Annotated in this window: 17 protein-coding genes; all 17 read right to left on the bottom strand. The window is 43.4% G+C overall.

Annotated elements, in window-relative coordinates; all coding sequences use genetic code 11:
- Window positions 1–264 (bottom strand): 30S ribosomal protein S17, encoded by a 264-nt coding sequence (gene rpsQ, locus ACXAD1_RS25845; protein ID WP_009336589.1) that lies wholly within the window; start codon window positions 262–264, stop codon window positions 1–3.
- A gap of 21 nt (window positions 265–285) precedes the next feature.
- On the bottom strand, window positions 286–486 hold the full coding sequence (gene rpmC / locus ACXAD1_RS25840; RefSeq protein ID WP_009336588.1) for a 50S ribosomal protein L29: 201 nt from the start codon (window positions 484–486) through the stop codon (window positions 286–288).
- Entirely contained in the window at window positions 476–910 is a 435-nt protein-coding gene (gene rplP / locus ACXAD1_RS25835; protein WP_009336587.1) for a 50S ribosomal protein L16, read from the bottom strand. Before rplP ends, rpmC begins: the two co-directional genes overlap by 11 nt.
- A 1-nt stretch (window position 911) precedes the next feature.
- Complete coding sequence (gene rpsC / locus ACXAD1_RS25830; RefSeq protein ID WP_009336585.1) at window positions 912–1,568, bottom strand: 30S ribosomal protein S3; 657 nt, start codon at window positions 1,566–1,568, stop codon at window positions 912–914.
- Window positions 1,569–1,571: 3 nt separating this feature from the next.
- A complete protein-coding gene (rplV, locus tag ACXAD1_RS25825) occupies window positions 1,572–1,913 on the bottom strand; it encodes a 50S ribosomal protein L22 (protein WP_009336582.1) in 342 nt (113 codons plus the stop codon).
- Between the two features lie 18 nt (window positions 1,914–1,931).
- Entirely contained in the window at window positions 1,932–2,210 is a 279-nt protein-coding gene (gene rpsS / locus ACXAD1_RS25820; RefSeq protein ID WP_009336580.1) for a 30S ribosomal protein S19, read from the bottom strand.
- A gap of 60 nt (window positions 2,211–2,270) precedes the next feature.
- Window positions 2,271–3,101: a 50S ribosomal protein L2 gene (gene rplB, locus ACXAD1_RS25815; protein WP_206845691.1), complete on the bottom strand. Its 831-nt coding sequence runs from the start codon at window positions 3,099–3,101 to the stop codon at window positions 2,271–2,273.
- Between the two features lie 30 nt (window positions 3,102–3,131).
- Window positions 3,132–3,416, bottom strand: coding sequence for a 50S ribosomal protein L23 (gene rplW / locus ACXAD1_RS25810; RefSeq protein WP_009336576.1), 285 nt, complete (start codon window positions 3,414–3,416; stop codon window positions 3,132–3,134).
- On the bottom strand, window positions 3,416–4,039 hold the full coding sequence (gene rplD, locus ACXAD1_RS25805) for a 50S ribosomal protein L4 (RefSeq protein WP_035332298.1): 624 nt from the start codon (window positions 4,037–4,039) through the stop codon (window positions 3,416–3,418). The genes rplW and rplD overlap by 1 nt, the downstream gene beginning before the upstream one ends.
- 28 nt (window positions 4,040–4,067) lie before the next feature.
- The gene (gene rplC, locus ACXAD1_RS25800; RefSeq protein WP_035332300.1) at window positions 4,068–4,694 is read right to left on the bottom strand and encodes a 50S ribosomal protein L3; all 627 of its coding nucleotides are present in this window, start codon (window positions 4,692–4,694) and stop codon (window positions 4,068–4,070) included.
- A 40-nt stretch (window positions 4,695–4,734) separates the two neighbouring features.
- Window positions 4,735–5,043, bottom strand: a complete 309-nt coding sequence (gene rpsJ / locus ACXAD1_RS25795) for a 30S ribosomal protein S10 (protein ID WP_009336571.1) — start codon at window positions 5,041–5,043, stop codon at window positions 4,735–4,737.
- Between the two features lie 587 nt (window positions 5,044–5,630).
- Window positions 5,631–6,818, bottom strand: coding sequence for an elongation factor Tu (gene tuf, locus ACXAD1_RS25790; RefSeq protein ID WP_206845692.1), 1,188 nt, complete (start codon window positions 6,816–6,818; stop codon window positions 5,631–5,633).
- Between the two features lie 119 nt (window positions 6,819–6,937).
- Window positions 6,938–9,016, bottom strand: coding sequence for an elongation factor G (gene fusA, locus ACXAD1_RS25785; RefSeq protein ID WP_206845693.1), 2,079 nt, complete (start codon window positions 9,014–9,016; stop codon window positions 6,938–6,940).
- A gap of 51 nt (window positions 9,017–9,067) precedes the next feature.
- Complete coding sequence (rpsG, locus tag ACXAD1_RS25780) at window positions 9,068–9,538, bottom strand: 30S ribosomal protein S7 (RefSeq protein WP_009336565.1); 471 nt, start codon at window positions 9,536–9,538, stop codon at window positions 9,068–9,070.
- 42 nt (window positions 9,539–9,580) lie between these two features.
- Window positions 9,581–10,003 carry a 30S ribosomal protein S12 gene (gene rpsL, locus ACXAD1_RS25775; protein WP_009336562.1) on the bottom strand — a complete coding sequence of 141 codons (423 nt, stop codon included), beginning with the start codon at window positions 10,001–10,003 and terminating at the stop codon, window positions 9,581–9,583.
- A gap of 103 nt (window positions 10,004–10,106) precedes the next feature.
- Window positions 10,107–10,355: a 50S ribosomal protein L7ae-like protein gene (locus ACXAD1_RS25770; protein ID WP_206845694.1), complete on the bottom strand. Its 249-nt coding sequence runs from the start codon at window positions 10,353–10,355 to the stop codon at window positions 10,107–10,109.
- 156 nt (window positions 10,356–10,511) lie between these two features.
- Window positions 10,512–14,111, bottom strand: coding sequence for a DNA-directed RNA polymerase subunit beta' (gene rpoC, locus ACXAD1_RS25765; protein ID WP_206845695.1), 3,600 nt, complete (start codon window positions 14,109–14,111; stop codon window positions 10,512–10,514).
- Window positions 14,112–14,208: the final 97 nt, after the last annotated feature.

The following is a 14,208-nucleotide window of genomic DNA, read 5'->3' as shown; positions in this document are numbered from 1 at the left end:
TTAGATAATAACTGCTTTTTCAACTACTTCTACAAGACGGAAGCGTTTAGTCGCAGATAGTGGACGAGTTTCCATAATACGAACGATATCGCCAGTTTTTGCTTGGTTTTGCTCATCATGAGCTTTGAACTTTTTAGAGTACTTAACGCGTTTACCGTAAAGTGGATGCTTTTTGTAAGTTTCGACAAGAACCGTTACTGTCTTATCCATTTTGTCAGAAACGACGCGTCCAGTGTAAACTTTGCGTTGGTTGCGTTCACTCATTGTGCGAACCTCCTCTCAATATCACTTGCTAAAGCCGATTTCTCTTTCACGAATAACAGTTTTCATGCGGGCAATCGCTTTGCGTACTTCACGAATGCGAGCTGTGTTTTCAAGTTGTCCAGTCGCCAATTGAAAGCGAAGGTTGAAAAGCTCTTCTTTTAATGATTTTACTTTTTGTTCAATTTCGGCAGTGGTAAGGTCACGAATTTCATTAGCTTTCATTTGATTCACCACCAATTTCTTCTCGTTTTACAAACTTGCACTTAACTGGAAGTTTGTGTGATGCAAGACGTAATGCTTCACGAGCGATCTCTTCAGATACACCAGCGATTTCGAACATTACTTTACCAGGCTTAACAACTGCAACCCATCCTTCTGGAGCCCCTTTACCGGAACCCATGCGGACTTCTAGAGGCTTTGCAGTGTAAGGCTTATGCGGGAAAATTTGAATCCAAACCTTACCGCCACGTTTCATGTAACGAGTCATTGCAATACGTGCAGATTCAATTTGACGGTTAGTGATCCAAGAAGCTTCAAGAGCTTGAAGGCCATATTCACCGAAGTTTACTTCAGTTCCGCCTTTTGATTGACCACGCATTTTTCCGCGGTGTACACGACGATATTTAACGCGCTTTGGCAATAACATATTATTTGCCTCCTTCCCCAGTTTTCTTCTTAGTAGGAAGGACCTCTCCACGATAGATCCATACTTTTACGCCCAATTTACCGTAAGTTGTATCAGCTTCAGCTGTAGCATAATCGATATCAGCACGAAGAGTATGAAGTGGAACTGTTCCTTCGCTGTATGATTCTGAACGAGCGATATCAGCACCGCCTAAACGACCAGATACCATTGTTTTGATACCCTTAGCGCCAGCGCGCATTGCACGTTGAATAGTTTGTTTTTGAGCACGACGGAAAGATACGCGGTTTTCTAATTGACGAGCAATGTTTTCCGCAACCAATTTCGCATCAATATCTGCTCTTTTAATTTCAAGAATGTTGATATGAACACGCTTGCCAGTTAATGAGTTAAGTGACTTGCGAAGTGCTTCAACCTCAGTACCACCTTTACCGATAACCATTCCTGGTTTCGCAGTGTGGATAGTGATGTTCAGGCGATTAGCAGCACGTTCGATTTCTACTTTAGAAACAGAAGCATCGCTTAAGCGCTTTGTGATGTACTCACGAACCTTAAGGTCTTCGTGTAAAAGATCAGCATAGTCTTTGCCTGCGTACCATTTTGACTCCCAATCACGGATGACACCGACACGCAAACCGACTGGATTTACTTTTTGACCCACTGATTATCCCTCCTTCTTTTCTGATAAAACGATAGTAATATGGCTAGTGCGCTTGTTGATTTGGCTTGCACGGCCCATAGCGCGAGGACGGAAACGTTTTAAAGTTGGTCCTTCGTCTACGAATGCTTGAGCAACTACCAGATTGTTAACGTCCATTTCGTAGTTGTGCTCAGCGTTAGCTAGTGCAGATTTTAAAACTTTCTCTACGATTGGAGAAGCAGCTTTAGGTGTAAGGTTTAAAATCGCTACTGCTTCGCCTACTTGCTTTCCTCGAATTAAATCTACGACTAAACGAGCTTTACGAGGAGCAATACGAACTGTTCTTGCAACAGCTTTAGCTTGCATTAGAATGCCCTCCTCTCATTAACGTCTTGTTTTCTTATCATCATTGCCATGGCCTTTGTACGCACGAGTTGGAGCAAATTCTCCAAGCTTGTGGCCTACCATGTCTTCAGTGATGTATACAGGCACATGTTTACGACCATCATAAACTGCGATTGTGTGTCCGATGAATTGTGGGAAGATCGTAGAACGGCGAGACCAAGTTTTTGTAACTTGCTTGCTTTCTGTTTCGTTAAGCTTTTCGATCTTTGTCATTAAATGTTCATCAACAAAAGGTCCTTTTTTTAAGCTGCGACCCATGATTGAACCTCCCTTCGTGATTGCTCTACGGTTCTAATTTGGAACCGTAGTACAATCCCGTTATTTTTTACGACGACGTACGATAAATTTGTCTGATTTGTTGTTTTTCTTGCGTGTCTTGTAACCAAGTGTTGGTTTGCCCCAAGGAGTCATTGGAGACTTACGTCCGATTGGCGCACGTCCTTCACCACCACCGTGTGGGTGATCGTTAGGGTTCATTACAGATCCACGTACAGTTGGGCGCTTGCCTAACCAGCGTGAACGACCTGCTTTACCAATGTTAATAAGTTCGTGCTGCTCGTTGCCAACCTGACCTACAGTTGCACGGCACTCAGCAAGAATCATGCGAACTTCACCAGAGTTTAAACGAACTAATACATACTTGCCTTCTTTACCAAGAACTTGTGCAGAAGTACCAGCAGAACGTACTAATTGTCCGCCTTTGCCAGGTTTTAATTCGATGTTGTGGATTACAGTACCCACTGGAATGTTAGCTAGTGGAAGTGCATTACCCACTTTGATATCTGCTTCAGGACCAGACATTACTTCCATGCCCACCTGTAAGTTCTTAGGTGCAAGGATGTAACGCTTTTCTCCATCTACATAGTTAATTAGTGCAATATTTGCAGAGCGGTTTGGATCATATTCGATTGTGGCAACGCGTCCTGGAATGCCATCTTTGTTACGTTTAAAATCGATGATACGATATTGACGTTTATGACCGCCGCCTTGATGACGAACTGTCAACTTACCTTGGTTGTTACGGCCGCCTTTTCTCTTTAAAGGAGCAAGTAAAGACTTTTCTGGTTGGTTAGTCGTGATTTCTGCGAAATCAGAAACCGTCATGCCGCGACGACCATTAGAGGTAGGTTTATACTTTTTAATCGCCATTTCGTTTCCCTCCTCTTCTAGTTATAGTAATTAAGCTTCAAATAGCTCGATTTCTTGGCTTTCAGCTGTTAATTTAACGATTGCTTTACGGCGTTTGTTAGTGTAACCGCCGAATTTGCCCATACGCTTGAACTTGCCTTTGTAGTTCATGATGTTAACTTTCTCAACTTTTACGCCAAAGATTTGCTCAACAGCGTCTTTAACTTGAGTCTTGTTAGCTCGTACGTCAACTTCGAACGTATATTTTTTATCAGCCATAATATCAGTAGAACGTTCAGTGATTACGGGGCGCTTAATGATTTCGCGTGCATCCATTATGCAAGCACCTCCTCTACTTTTTCAACCGCTGCTTTCGTCATGATAAGCTTATCATGGTTTAAAACATCTAAAACAGTGATTCCAGAAGCAGACACAACTGTTACACCAGGAATGTTACGAGCAGATAGTGCTACGTTCTCATCTAGGTCAGCAGTTACGATAAGTGCTTTAGAATCAACAGAAAGACCAGTTAATACACCTTTAAAGTCTTTAGTTTTAGGAGCTTCGAAAGCAAGGCCTTCTAATACTAGGATGTTTTCTTCTAACACTTTAGAAGATAACGCAGATTTGATTGCCAGACGGCGAACCTTTTTAGGTAGTTTGTAGCTGTAGCTGCGTGGTACAGGACCAAATACAGTACCGCCTCCGCGCCATTGTGGTGAACGGATAGAACCTTGACGTGCACGGCCTGTGCCTTTTTGGCGCCATGGCTTACGTCCTCCGCCCGCTACTTCAGAACGAATTTTAGTTTTATGAGTCCCTTGACGTAATGAAGCTCTTTGCATAACAACAGCTTCGAATAATACGTGCTGGTTGGGCTCGATACCAAAGATCGCATCATTAAGTTCGATATCACCAACTTTAGATCCGCTTTGGTTAAACAATGCTACTTTCGGCATTCTGTTTTCCTCCTTTCCGGTTTAATTATTATGCTTTTACCGCACTTTTGATTTTTACTAATGCTTTTCTTGCACCAGGTACATTACCTTTGATCAAAAGAAGGTTGCGTTCAACATCAACTTTTACGATTTCAAGGTTTTGTACAGTCACTTGCTCTCCACCCATACGTCCAGGCAATAATTTACCTTTGAATACACGGTTTGGAGCTACAGGACCCATTGAACCAGGGCGACGGTGGTAACGAGAACCGTGAGCCATAGGCCCGCGAGATTGTCCGTGGCGCTTAATGGCACCCTGGAAACCTTTACCTTTTGAAATTCCTGTTACATCAACAGTATCGCCTTCTGCGAAAATATCAACTTTGACTTCTTGACCAACTTCATATTGCCCTAAATCAGCTCCGCGGAATTCACGTACGAAGCGCTTAGGAGCAGTGTTTGCTTTAGCAACATGCCCTTTTTCAGGTTTGTTGGACAACTTGTCGCGCTTGTCTTCAAATCCAATCTGGATTGCTTCGTATCCATCAGTTTCAACTGATTTCTTCTGAAGAACAACGTTAGCTGCTGCCTCAACAACTGTTACCGGGATAAGATCACCGTTTTCAGCAAATACTTGAGTCATACCAATCTTTCTTCCTAAGATTCCTTTGGTCATTTCAGTCACACCTCCTAAGTTTCTTATAATTATTTATTGATTAAAGTTTGATTTCGATATCTACACCAGACGGTAAGTCTAAACGCATTAGAGAATCAACCGTTTGTGGTGTTGGGTTAACGATGTCGATTAGACGTTTATGCGTACGCATTTCGAACTGTTCACGAGAGTCTTTGTACTTGTGAACCGCACGTAGGATTGTGTAAATAGACTTTTCAGTTGGTAATGGAATCGGACCAGAAACAGCCGCACCAGAACGTTTTGCAGTCTCAACAATCTTTTCTGCTGATTGATCAAGAATTCTGTGATCATACGCTTTTAAACGAATACGAATTTTTTGTTTTGCCATTATTTTCCCTCCTTTTCGCCTATTTTAATATAGACATTCTCCGTGAAAATTTCCCACACACTCGCCATGGCAAAGCGGCCGGGTGTGTCAGCAACCTTTCACATCATCGCAGTCAAAGACCAACATTGTCTATTATACAGAAACAATAAATGAAATGCAACATGTATATGTTATTTCTTTATGTTTCGCACACTTTTACTATTATAACTGCTGAATATAAAGTTTTCAATAGTATAGGAAGAAGTCTAAATATTTGCTTTAGGTACTTGGAATCTGCAGAGGGAGGATTGTTAGAAAAGGTAATTATATATAGAAGAAAGTAGATTGAAATAAAGAAATTTGTTTCATTTAAATTGGTTCAACCGCCTCAGCTAGATGTGTTCAGATGAAAGGGATTTGGCAAGTTCGTTCTTTTTCTTCGGTCAGAGTGCCAAGTTGCACTATGATCAAAAAAGTGTCGTGCTATTAGGTTACCAGCGCACATACATATTTGTTATTCCGGCTTTTCCAGAAATACAACTCTGCGCTCAGCGCTAAAAGACAAAAAAACAGATGGGTCGTCACCCATCTGTTTTTAATAATTGAGATTACTCTTGGATTGTAGCAACTACGCCAGCGCCTACAGTACGTCCACCCTCACGGATAGAGAACTTAGTACCTTCTTCGATAGCGATTGGAGCGATTAGTTCTACAGTCATTTCGATGTTATCTCCAGGCATAACCATTTCTACGCCTTCAGGAAGATTACAGATACCAGTTACATCAGTTGTACGGAAGTAGAACTGAGGACGGTAGTTTGTGAAGAATGGAGTGTGACGTCCACCTTCTTCTTTTGAAAGAACGTATACTTCAGCTTTGAACTTAGTGTGTGGAGTGATTGAACCTGGCTTAGCAAGTACTTGTCCACGTTGGATATCTTCACGTGCTACACCACGAAGTAGGGCACCAATATTGTCTCCAGCTTCTGCATAGTCAAGAAGCTTACGGAACATTTCTACACCAGTTACAGTTGTTGATTTTGGCTCTTCAGCAAGACCGATGATTTCAATAACGTCACCGACTTTAACTTGTCCACGCTCAACACGTCCTGTAGCAACAGTACCACGGCCAGTGATTGAGAATACGTCCTCAACAGGCATCATGAATGGCTTGTCAGTGTCACGAGTTGGAGTAGGGATGTACTCATCAACAGCAGCCATAAGCTCTTCGATTTTAGCTTCCCACTCAGGCTCTCCTTCAAGTGCTTTAAGAGCAGAACCTTTAACAACTGGGATATCATCGCCAGGGAATTCATACTCAGAAAGAAGATCGCGAACTTCCATTTCAACTAGCTCTAGAAGCTCTTCGTCATCAACCATGTCACACTTGTTCATGAATACAACAAGGAATGGAACACCAACCTGACGAGAAAGTAGGATGTGCTCACGAGTTTGTGGCATTGGGCCGTCAGCAGCAGAAACAACTAGGATTCCGCCGTCCATTTGAGCAGCACCAGTGATCATGTTCTTAACATAGTCAGCGTGACCTGGGCAGTCAACGTGTGCATAGTGACGGCTTTCAGTCTCATACTCAACGTGTGCAGTTGAGATTGTGATTCCACGCTCGCGCTCTTCAGGAGCCGCGTCGATTTGATCGTATCCGCGTGCTTCACCGCCGCCCTTCTTAGAAAGAACTGTTGTGATAGCTGCAGTTAAAGTAGTTTTACCATGGTCAACGTGTCCGATAGTACCGATGTTAACATGGGGTTTTGAACGGTCAAATTTAGCTTTTGCCATTTGAAAAATCCTCCTTTAGATTATAAAAGTTAAGTATTTTATGCTGCGGAGAGGTTTCCCTTCCCACAGCGCGTTTTGCCTACAATAGTAGTTATACTTTATTAAAAAGGTAAAATCAATTATTCACCTTTATTTTTTTTAATGATTTCTTCAGAAATTGATTTTGGTACTTCTTCATAGTGGTCGAAGTGCATTGAGAATGTACCGCGGCCTTGCGTATTAGAACGCAATGCAGTTGCGTAGCCAAACATTTCTGAAAGTGGAACCATTGCACGAACTACTTGAGCGTTACCGCGTGCTTCCATACCTTCAACGCGTCCACGGCGTGATGTAACATCACCCATGATATCACCCATGTATTCTTCAGGGATTACTACTTCAACTTTCATAACCGGCTCAAGAATTACAGGATTACATTTTGACGCAGCATTTTTAAGTGCCATAGAGGCAGCAATTTTAAATGCCATTTCAGAAGAGTCGACATCATGGTAAGAACCATCAAATAGTCTAGCTTTGATATCTACTAATGGGAATCCAGCAAGTACTCCTCTGTCGAGAGCATCTTCAAGACCAGCTTGAACTGCAGGGATGTATTCACGCGGAACAACACCACCGACAATGCCGTTTTCGAATTCGAAGCCTTTACCTTCTTCATTTGGAGCAAATTCGATCCATACATGACCGAATTGTCCGCGTCCACCGGATTGACGGGCAAATTTACCTTCAACCTGGGCTGAAGAACGGAAAGTTTCGCGGTATGCAACCTGAGGTGCACCTACGTTTGCTTCCACTTTAAATTCACGTCTCATACGGTCAACTAGAATATCAAGGTGAAGCTCACCCATACCGGCGATAATAACCTGTCCAGTTTCCTGGTCAGTATGTGCGCGGAATGTAGGATCTTCTTCTTGAAGTTTTTGCAGAGCAGTAGTCATTTTATCTTGGTCAGCCTTAGATTTCGGCTCGATAGATAATGAGATAACTGGTTCTGGGAACTCCATAGACTCAAGAATAACAAGATTCTTTTCATCACATAGTGTATCTCCAGTACTAGTATCTTTAAGACCAACAGCTGCTGCAATATCTCCAGCGTGAACTACTGAAATCTCTTCACGAGAGTTAGCGTGCATTTGCAGGATACGACCTACACGCTCACGCTTCCCTTTAGTAGAGTTCTGTACATAAGAACCTGAGTTCAATGTACCAGAGTAAACACGGAAGAATGTAAGTTTACCGACGTAAGGGTCAGTCATAACTTTAAACGCAAGAGCTGAGAAAGGTGCATCATCGCTAGAAGGACGTGTAACCTCTTCTTCCGAATCAGGAAGTGTACCTTTAATAGCTGGTACATCCAATGGAGAAGGAAGATAATCGATTACTGCATCCAGCATCTTTTGAACACCTTTATTTTTGAAAGCAGACCCACAGATTACAGGATAGAACTCAACGTTTACTGTACCTTGACGAATAGCTGCTTTTAGCTCTTCGTTAGTGATTTCTTCACCGCCAAGGTATTTCTCCATTAATTCTTCATCAAGTTCAGCAACCGCTTCAATTAACTTTTCACGGTATTCTTCAGCTTGATCCATGTATTCTTCTGGGATATCACGCTCTTCGATATCAGTACCAAGGTCGTTACCGTAGAACGTAGCTTTCATTGTGATAAGATCGATGATGCCTTCGAACTGATCTTCAGCACCGATTGGTAATTGGATTGCTGCTGCATTAGCTTGAAGACGATCATGAAGAGTCTTCAATGAGTACAAGAAGTCAGCACCGATTTTATCCATTTTGTTTACGAATACCACACGTGGTACTCCGTAAGTAGTAGCCTGGCGCCAAACTGTTTCAGTTTGAGGCTCAACGCCTGATTGTGCATCCAGTACAGCAACCGCACCATCAAGAACACGAAGTGAACGCTCAACTTCAACTGTGAAGTCTACGTGTCCAGGAGTGTCAATGATGTTTACGCGGTGGCCTTTCCACTGTGCAGTTGTCGCAGCAGAAGTGATTGTGATTCCACGCTCTTGCTCCTGCTCCATCCAGTCCATCTGTGAAGCACCTTCGTGTGTTTCACCGATTTTGTGGATACGGCCAGTGTAGTAAAGTACACGCTCAGTTGTTGTTGTTTTACCGGCATCAATGTGAGCCATGATACCGATATTGCGAGTATTTTCTAAGGAGAACTCTCTAGCCATTGGGTCTTTCTCCTTCCTAGTATGAGTGTTATTTTAGTTGTGCTATATATCTTACCAGCGGTAGTGAGCAAACGCTTTGTTCGCTTCTGCCATTTTGTGTGTATCTTCACGCTTCTTAACAGATGCACCAGTGTTGTTAGCTGCATCAAGGATTTCGTTAGCTAAACGCTCTTCCATTGTCTTTTCTCCGCGAAGACGCGCATAGTTTACTAACCAGCGAAGACCAAGAGTAGTACGGCGGTCAGGACGCACCTCAACTGGTACTTGGTAGTTAGCTCCACCTACACGGCGTGCTCTTACTTCAAGTACAGGCATGATGTTTTTAAGCGCCTGATCGAAAACTTCCATTGGCTCTTTGCCAGTGCGCTCGCTGATGATATCGAACGCAGAGTAAAGAATAGCTTGAGATTTACCTCTCTTACCATCGATCATCATTTTGTTGATCAGACGGCTAACTAGCTTTGAGTTGTAAATCGGATCCGGCAATACGTCTCTTTTTGCTACAGGACCTTTACGTGGCATGGATTGTTCCTCCTTTCAAAGATGGTTGTCTATTAATTAGAATTATTTTTTAGCTGCTTTTGGACGCTTAGCACCGTATTTAGAACGGCCTTGCATACGGTTGTTAACACCAGCAGTATCTAAAGCGCCGCGCACGATGTGGTAACGCACACCCGGTAAGTCTTTTACACGTCCTCCACGGATAAGAACAACACTGTGCTCTTGAAGGTTGTGTCCGATACCAGGAATGTAAGCATTAACCTCGATACCGTTTGTTAAACGAACACGAGCATATTTACGTAATGCAGAGTTCGGTTTCTTAGGAGTCATTGTACCAACACGAGTACAAACACCACGCTTTTGAGGTGAAGCTACGTTTGTTTGAGCTTTCTTGAAGCTATTGTAGCCTTTGTTAAGAGCTGGTGAATTTGACTTCTCTGACTTAGTTTGACGAGGCTTGCGCACTAATTGGTTAATAGTAGGCATTTGATTTTTCCTCCCTTCGAATTTGTTTAAGCCCACACATCCAGGTGGTTCATTTTGATGCAAAAACAAAGTTCTTGCAGATACCAATCTACAAAAACAGTTTTTAAAAAGATATGGCAACAGCTGCTGCCCCAACTTCGATTCCGCATGCTTTACCGAGCTTTTTCATCGATTCCACATACACAATCGGAACGTTCATCTCATTCGCTGTACTAACCACTTTAGCTGTAACCCTAGGATCAGCATCACTGGCGACTACGACTTCATCGATGGTTCCCAGTTTAAGAGCTTTGACTGTTTGCTTTGTTCCTACAATAAAACTTTTTGCCTGCAATACTTTATCATAAGACATTTACGACATCCTCCAAAGTATCCGGTGAATAGGAGCACCTTTGCTATAGTACCATCTTCATTTTTCGATGTCAACAAGCAAAATGATTTTTATTTCTTTTATTCACTTTAAAATGCGGTACTTGCTGGTAAATAAGCAAGCACCGCAATGAATACATTATTCTACAGTAACAGTATCTTCGGCAGTTTCCTCATTTGTATAAGGCTCTGCCCTTCTGTATCGCTGCATACCTGTTCCGGCTGGGACAAGTTTACCTATAATTACATTTTCTTTCAGGCCAAGAAGCTCATCACGCTTGCCTTTAATCGCTGCATCGGTAAGAACTCTTGTCGTCTCCTGGAAGGATGCTGCTGATAAGAATGAATCTGTTTCAAGAGATGCTTTTGTGATACCAAGCAGAACCGGACGTCCTGTTGCAGGCATTTTTCCAGCAAGAAGGGCTTTCTCATTGGCATCTGTAAATTGATGGATATCAAGCAGAGTACCTGGAAGTACATCTGTTTCTGCTGCATCAATTACACGCACTTTGCGAAGCATCTGGCGGACCATTACCTCGATGTGCTTATCGCCAATTTCAACACCCTGCATGCGGTATACCTTCTGAACTTCACGCAGCAAGTATTCTTGAACAGCTGTTACATCTTTCACCTTAATTAACTCTTTAGGGTCAATTGAACCTTCAGTTAGTTCCTGTCCACGCACTACTTCGTCGTTTACAGCTACTTTTAAGCGGGCTGTATAAGGTGCTGTATAAGTCTTGGACTCCACTTCACCCTGAACAACAATTTCATGCTGACGGTCGCGGCCTTCATTGATGCCAACTACCACACCATCAATTTCTGAAATGACTGCTTGACCTTTAGGGTTACGCGCTTCAAAAATTTCCTGGATACGAGGTAAACCTTGAGTGATATCGTCTCCTGCTACCCCACCGGTATGGAAAGTACGCATCGTTAACTGTGTACCTGGTTCACCGATAGACTGGGCAGCAATGATACCTACTGCTTCACCAACTTCCACTTCTTGACCAGTAGCTAAGTTACGGCCGTAGCATTTCTTACATACACCATGACGAGTGTTACAAGTGAATGCAGAACGGATCCACACTTCTTCAATGCCGGATGAGACAATCTCAGTGGCGATATCTTCAGTGATCAGGCCGTTTTCAGGTACAATCACTTCTTTTGTTTCAGGGTGCTTGATATTTCTTCTTGCATATCGGCCAATCAGACGCTCTTCCAGCGCTTCAATGACTTCAGTGCCATCCTTAAGGGATGCAATCAGCAATCCGCGGTCAGTTCCGCAATCATCATCACGAACAATGACATCCTGCGCAACGTCAACAAGGCGGCGAGTCAGGTAACCTGAGTCAGCCGTTTTAAGAGCTGTATCAGCAAGACCTTTACGGGCACCGTGTGTAGAAATAAAGTACTCGAGTACAGTTAAGCCTTCACGGAAACTTGATTTAATCGGTAATTCAATGATCCGTCCAGCCGGGTTGGCCATGAGTCCGCGCATACCAGCTAACTGAGTGAAGTTGGACGCGTTACCACGGGCACCGGAGTCACTCATCATGAAGATTGGGTTGGATTTATCCAATGACTTCATCAATTTTGCCTGGATATTATCTTTCGCTGCACTCCAGATTGAAATAACACGATCATAACGCTCGTCTTCGGTAATAAGACCGCGTCGGAACTGTTTCATGACATTATCAACCTTGCCCTGTGCTTCCTGGATAATTTCCTGCTTCTCCCTTAATACCACGATATCAGCAACACCGACTGTGATACCGGCTTTTGTGGAGTGCCTGAATCCAAGGTTTTTCATGCGGTCAAGCATTTTGGACGTTTCAGTGATTTTGAAGCGTTTAAAGACTTCCGCAATAATGTTTCCAAGGATTTTTTTCTTAAACGGATCTACAAGAGGCATTTCCTTGATAACAGCAGCTACATCAGTAGCAGGCTCTACAAAATATTTCGCAGGAGTTTCAATCTCAAGGTTTTCTTTTGTAGGCTCGTTAATGAACGGGAATGTCTCAGGCAGAATTTCGTTGAAAATAAGCTTACCAACCGTAGTTAATAAAAGCTTTTTATTTTGTTCTTCAGTAAATGTCTGATTATTTAAGGATCCAGCATGGACAGCTACTCTTGTATGCAAGTGCACATAGCCGTTCTGATAGGCAAGCAGTGCTTCGCTTGTATCTTTAAAAATCATGCCTTCGCCAACAGCGTTCGCTCTTTCAAGGGTCAGGTAGTAGTTACCTAATACCATATCCTGTGAAGGAGTAACAACTGGCTTACCGTCTTTCGGATTCAGAATGTTCTGTGCTGCAAGCATCAGCAAGCGGGCTTCTGCCTGTGCTTCTGCTGAAAGCGGCACGTGAACAGCCATTTGGTCACCGTCAAAGTCTGCGTTGTAAGCAGTACATACAAGCGGGTGAAGACGAATAGCGCGTCCTTCAACTAAAGTCGGTTCGAATGCCTGAATTCCGAGTCTGTGAAGAGTTGGGGCACGGTTAAGCAATACAGGGTGCTCTTTAATAACACTCTCAAGAACATCCCAAACTTCCGGCTGCACTCTTTCGATCTTGCGTTTTGCAGACTTGATGTTGTGAGCTAAGCCCTTTTCCACCAATTCCTTCATAACGAATGGCTTGAATAATTCCAATGCCATTTCTTTTGGAAGTCCGCACTGGTACATTTTTAAGTTTGGTCCTACGACGATAACCGAACGGCCGGAATAGTCAACACGCTTACCAAGCAAGTTTTGGCGGAAACGGCCCTGTTTCCCTTTAAGCATATGTGACAGGGATTTTAATGGACGGTTTCCTGGTCCTGTTACCGGTCTCCCGCGGCGGCCGTTATCGATTAGCGCATCTACAGCTTCCTGAAGCATACGCTTTTCGTTTTGAACAATAATGCTTGGAGCACCAAGGTCCAATAAACGCTTTAAGCGGTTGTTGCGGTTGATTACACGGCGGTACAGATCATTCAAGTCGGAAGTCGCAAAACGTCCGCCGTCCAGCTGTACCATCGGGCGAAGCTCTGGAGGAATAACCGGAAGAACATCCAGAATCATCCAAGATGGTTCATTTCCGGAGCCCCGGAAAGCTTCAAGGACTTCCAGGCGCTTGATGGCACGAGTGCGTCGCTGGCCCTGGGCAGTTTTCAGTTCCTCTTTAAGGGTATCTACTTCTTTATTGAGGTCTATGTCAGAAAGAAGTTTCTTAATGGATTCAGCACCCATGGATGCCTGGAACTTGTTTCCGTACTTTTCGCGGTATGCACGGTATTCTTTTTCAGAAAGCAGCTGCTTCTTTTCAAGAGCCGTATCGCCTGGATCCGTTACAACATAAGAAGCGAAGTAAATAACTTCCTCAAGTGCACGCGGAGACATGTCCAGCACAAGACCCATACGGCTTGGGATGCCTTTGAAGTACCAAATGTGGGATACAGGGGCTGCAAGTTCAATGTGGCCCATTCTTTCACGGCGCACTTTTGCACGTGTTACTTCAACGCCGCATCGATCACAGACAACGCCTTTGTATCGAACACGCTTATACTTTCCGCAGTGACATTCCCAGTCTTTCGTCGGTCCGAAAATGCGTTCGCAGAATAGACCGTCCTTTTCAGGTTTTAATGTACGATAGTTGATCGTTTCAGGCTTCTTAACCTCACCATGTGACCAAGAGCGTATCTTATCCGGTGAAGCAAGACCTATTTTCATATACTCGAAATTGTTTACATCTAGCAAGGGGCCTACCTCCCTTTTGATCTCCGGGTTTTACCCTTATTGCTCAAACAGCAAAAGTGCCAATAATATCCCCAGCAGCCTCCGCCATTTGGCGGAG

The sequence above is a fragment of the Cytobacillus sp. ABV4_503 genome (assembly GCF_056158445.1).
Note: the sequence above shows the minus strand (reverse complement) of the source record. Positions and strands in the feature narration are given on the sequence as shown.

Excerpts from the sequence above, each read along its gene's own strand:
- rpsJ (WP_009336571.1), bottom strand. The coding sequence starts at position 5,043 with ATGGCAAAACAAAAAATTCGTATTCGTTTAAAAGCGTATGATCACAGA.
- rplC (WP_035332300.1), bottom strand. The coding sequence starts at position 4,694 with ATGACCAAAGGAATCTTAGGAAGAAAGATTGGTATGACTCAAGTATTT.
- rplD (WP_035332298.1), bottom strand. The coding sequence starts at position 4,039 with ATGCCGAAAGTAGCATTGTTTAACCAAAGCGGATCTAAAGTTGGTGAT.
- tuf (WP_206845692.1), bottom strand. The coding sequence starts at position 6,818 with ATGGCAAAAGCTAAATTTGACCGTTCAAAACCCCATGTTAACATCGGT.
- ACXAD1_RS25770 (WP_206845694.1), bottom strand. The coding sequence starts at position 10,355 with ATGTCTTATGATAAAGTATTGCAGGCAAAAAGTTTTATTGTAGGAACA.
- rpsL (WP_009336562.1), bottom strand. The coding sequence starts at position 10,003 with ATGCCTACTATTAACCAATTAGTGCGCAAGCCTCGTCAAACTAAGTCA.
- rplB (WP_206845691.1), bottom strand. The coding sequence starts at position 3,101 with ATGGCGATTAAAAAGTATAAACCTACCTCTAATGGTCGTCGCGGCATG.
- rpsS (WP_009336580.1), bottom strand. The coding sequence starts at position 2,210 with ATGGGTCGCAGCTTAAAAAAAGGACCTTTTGTTGATGAACATTTAATG.
- rpmC (WP_009336588.1), bottom strand. The coding sequence starts at position 486 with ATGAAAGCTAATGAAATTCGTGACCTTACCACTGCCGAAATTGAACAA.
- rplW (WP_009336576.1), bottom strand. The coding sequence starts at position 3,416 with ATGGATGCACGCGAAATCATTAAGCGCCCCGTAATCACTGAACGTTCT.
- rplV (WP_009336582.1), bottom strand. The coding sequence starts at position 1,913 with ATGCAAGCTAAAGCTGTTGCAAGAACAGTTCGTATTGCTCCTCGTAAA.
- rplP (WP_009336587.1), bottom strand. The coding sequence starts at position 910 with ATGTTATTGCCAAAGCGCGTTAAATATCGTCGTGTACACCGCGGAAAA.
- rpsQ (WP_009336589.1), bottom strand. The coding sequence starts at position 264 with ATGAGTGAACGCAACCAACGCAAAGTTTACACTGGACGCGTCGTTTCT.
- rpsG (WP_009336565.1), bottom strand. The coding sequence starts at position 9,538 with ATGCCACGTAAAGGTCCTGTAGCAAAAAGAGACGTATTGCCGGATCCG.
- fusA (WP_206845693.1), bottom strand. The coding sequence starts at position 9,016 with ATGGCTAGAGAGTTCTCCTTAGAAAATACTCGCAATATCGGTATCATG.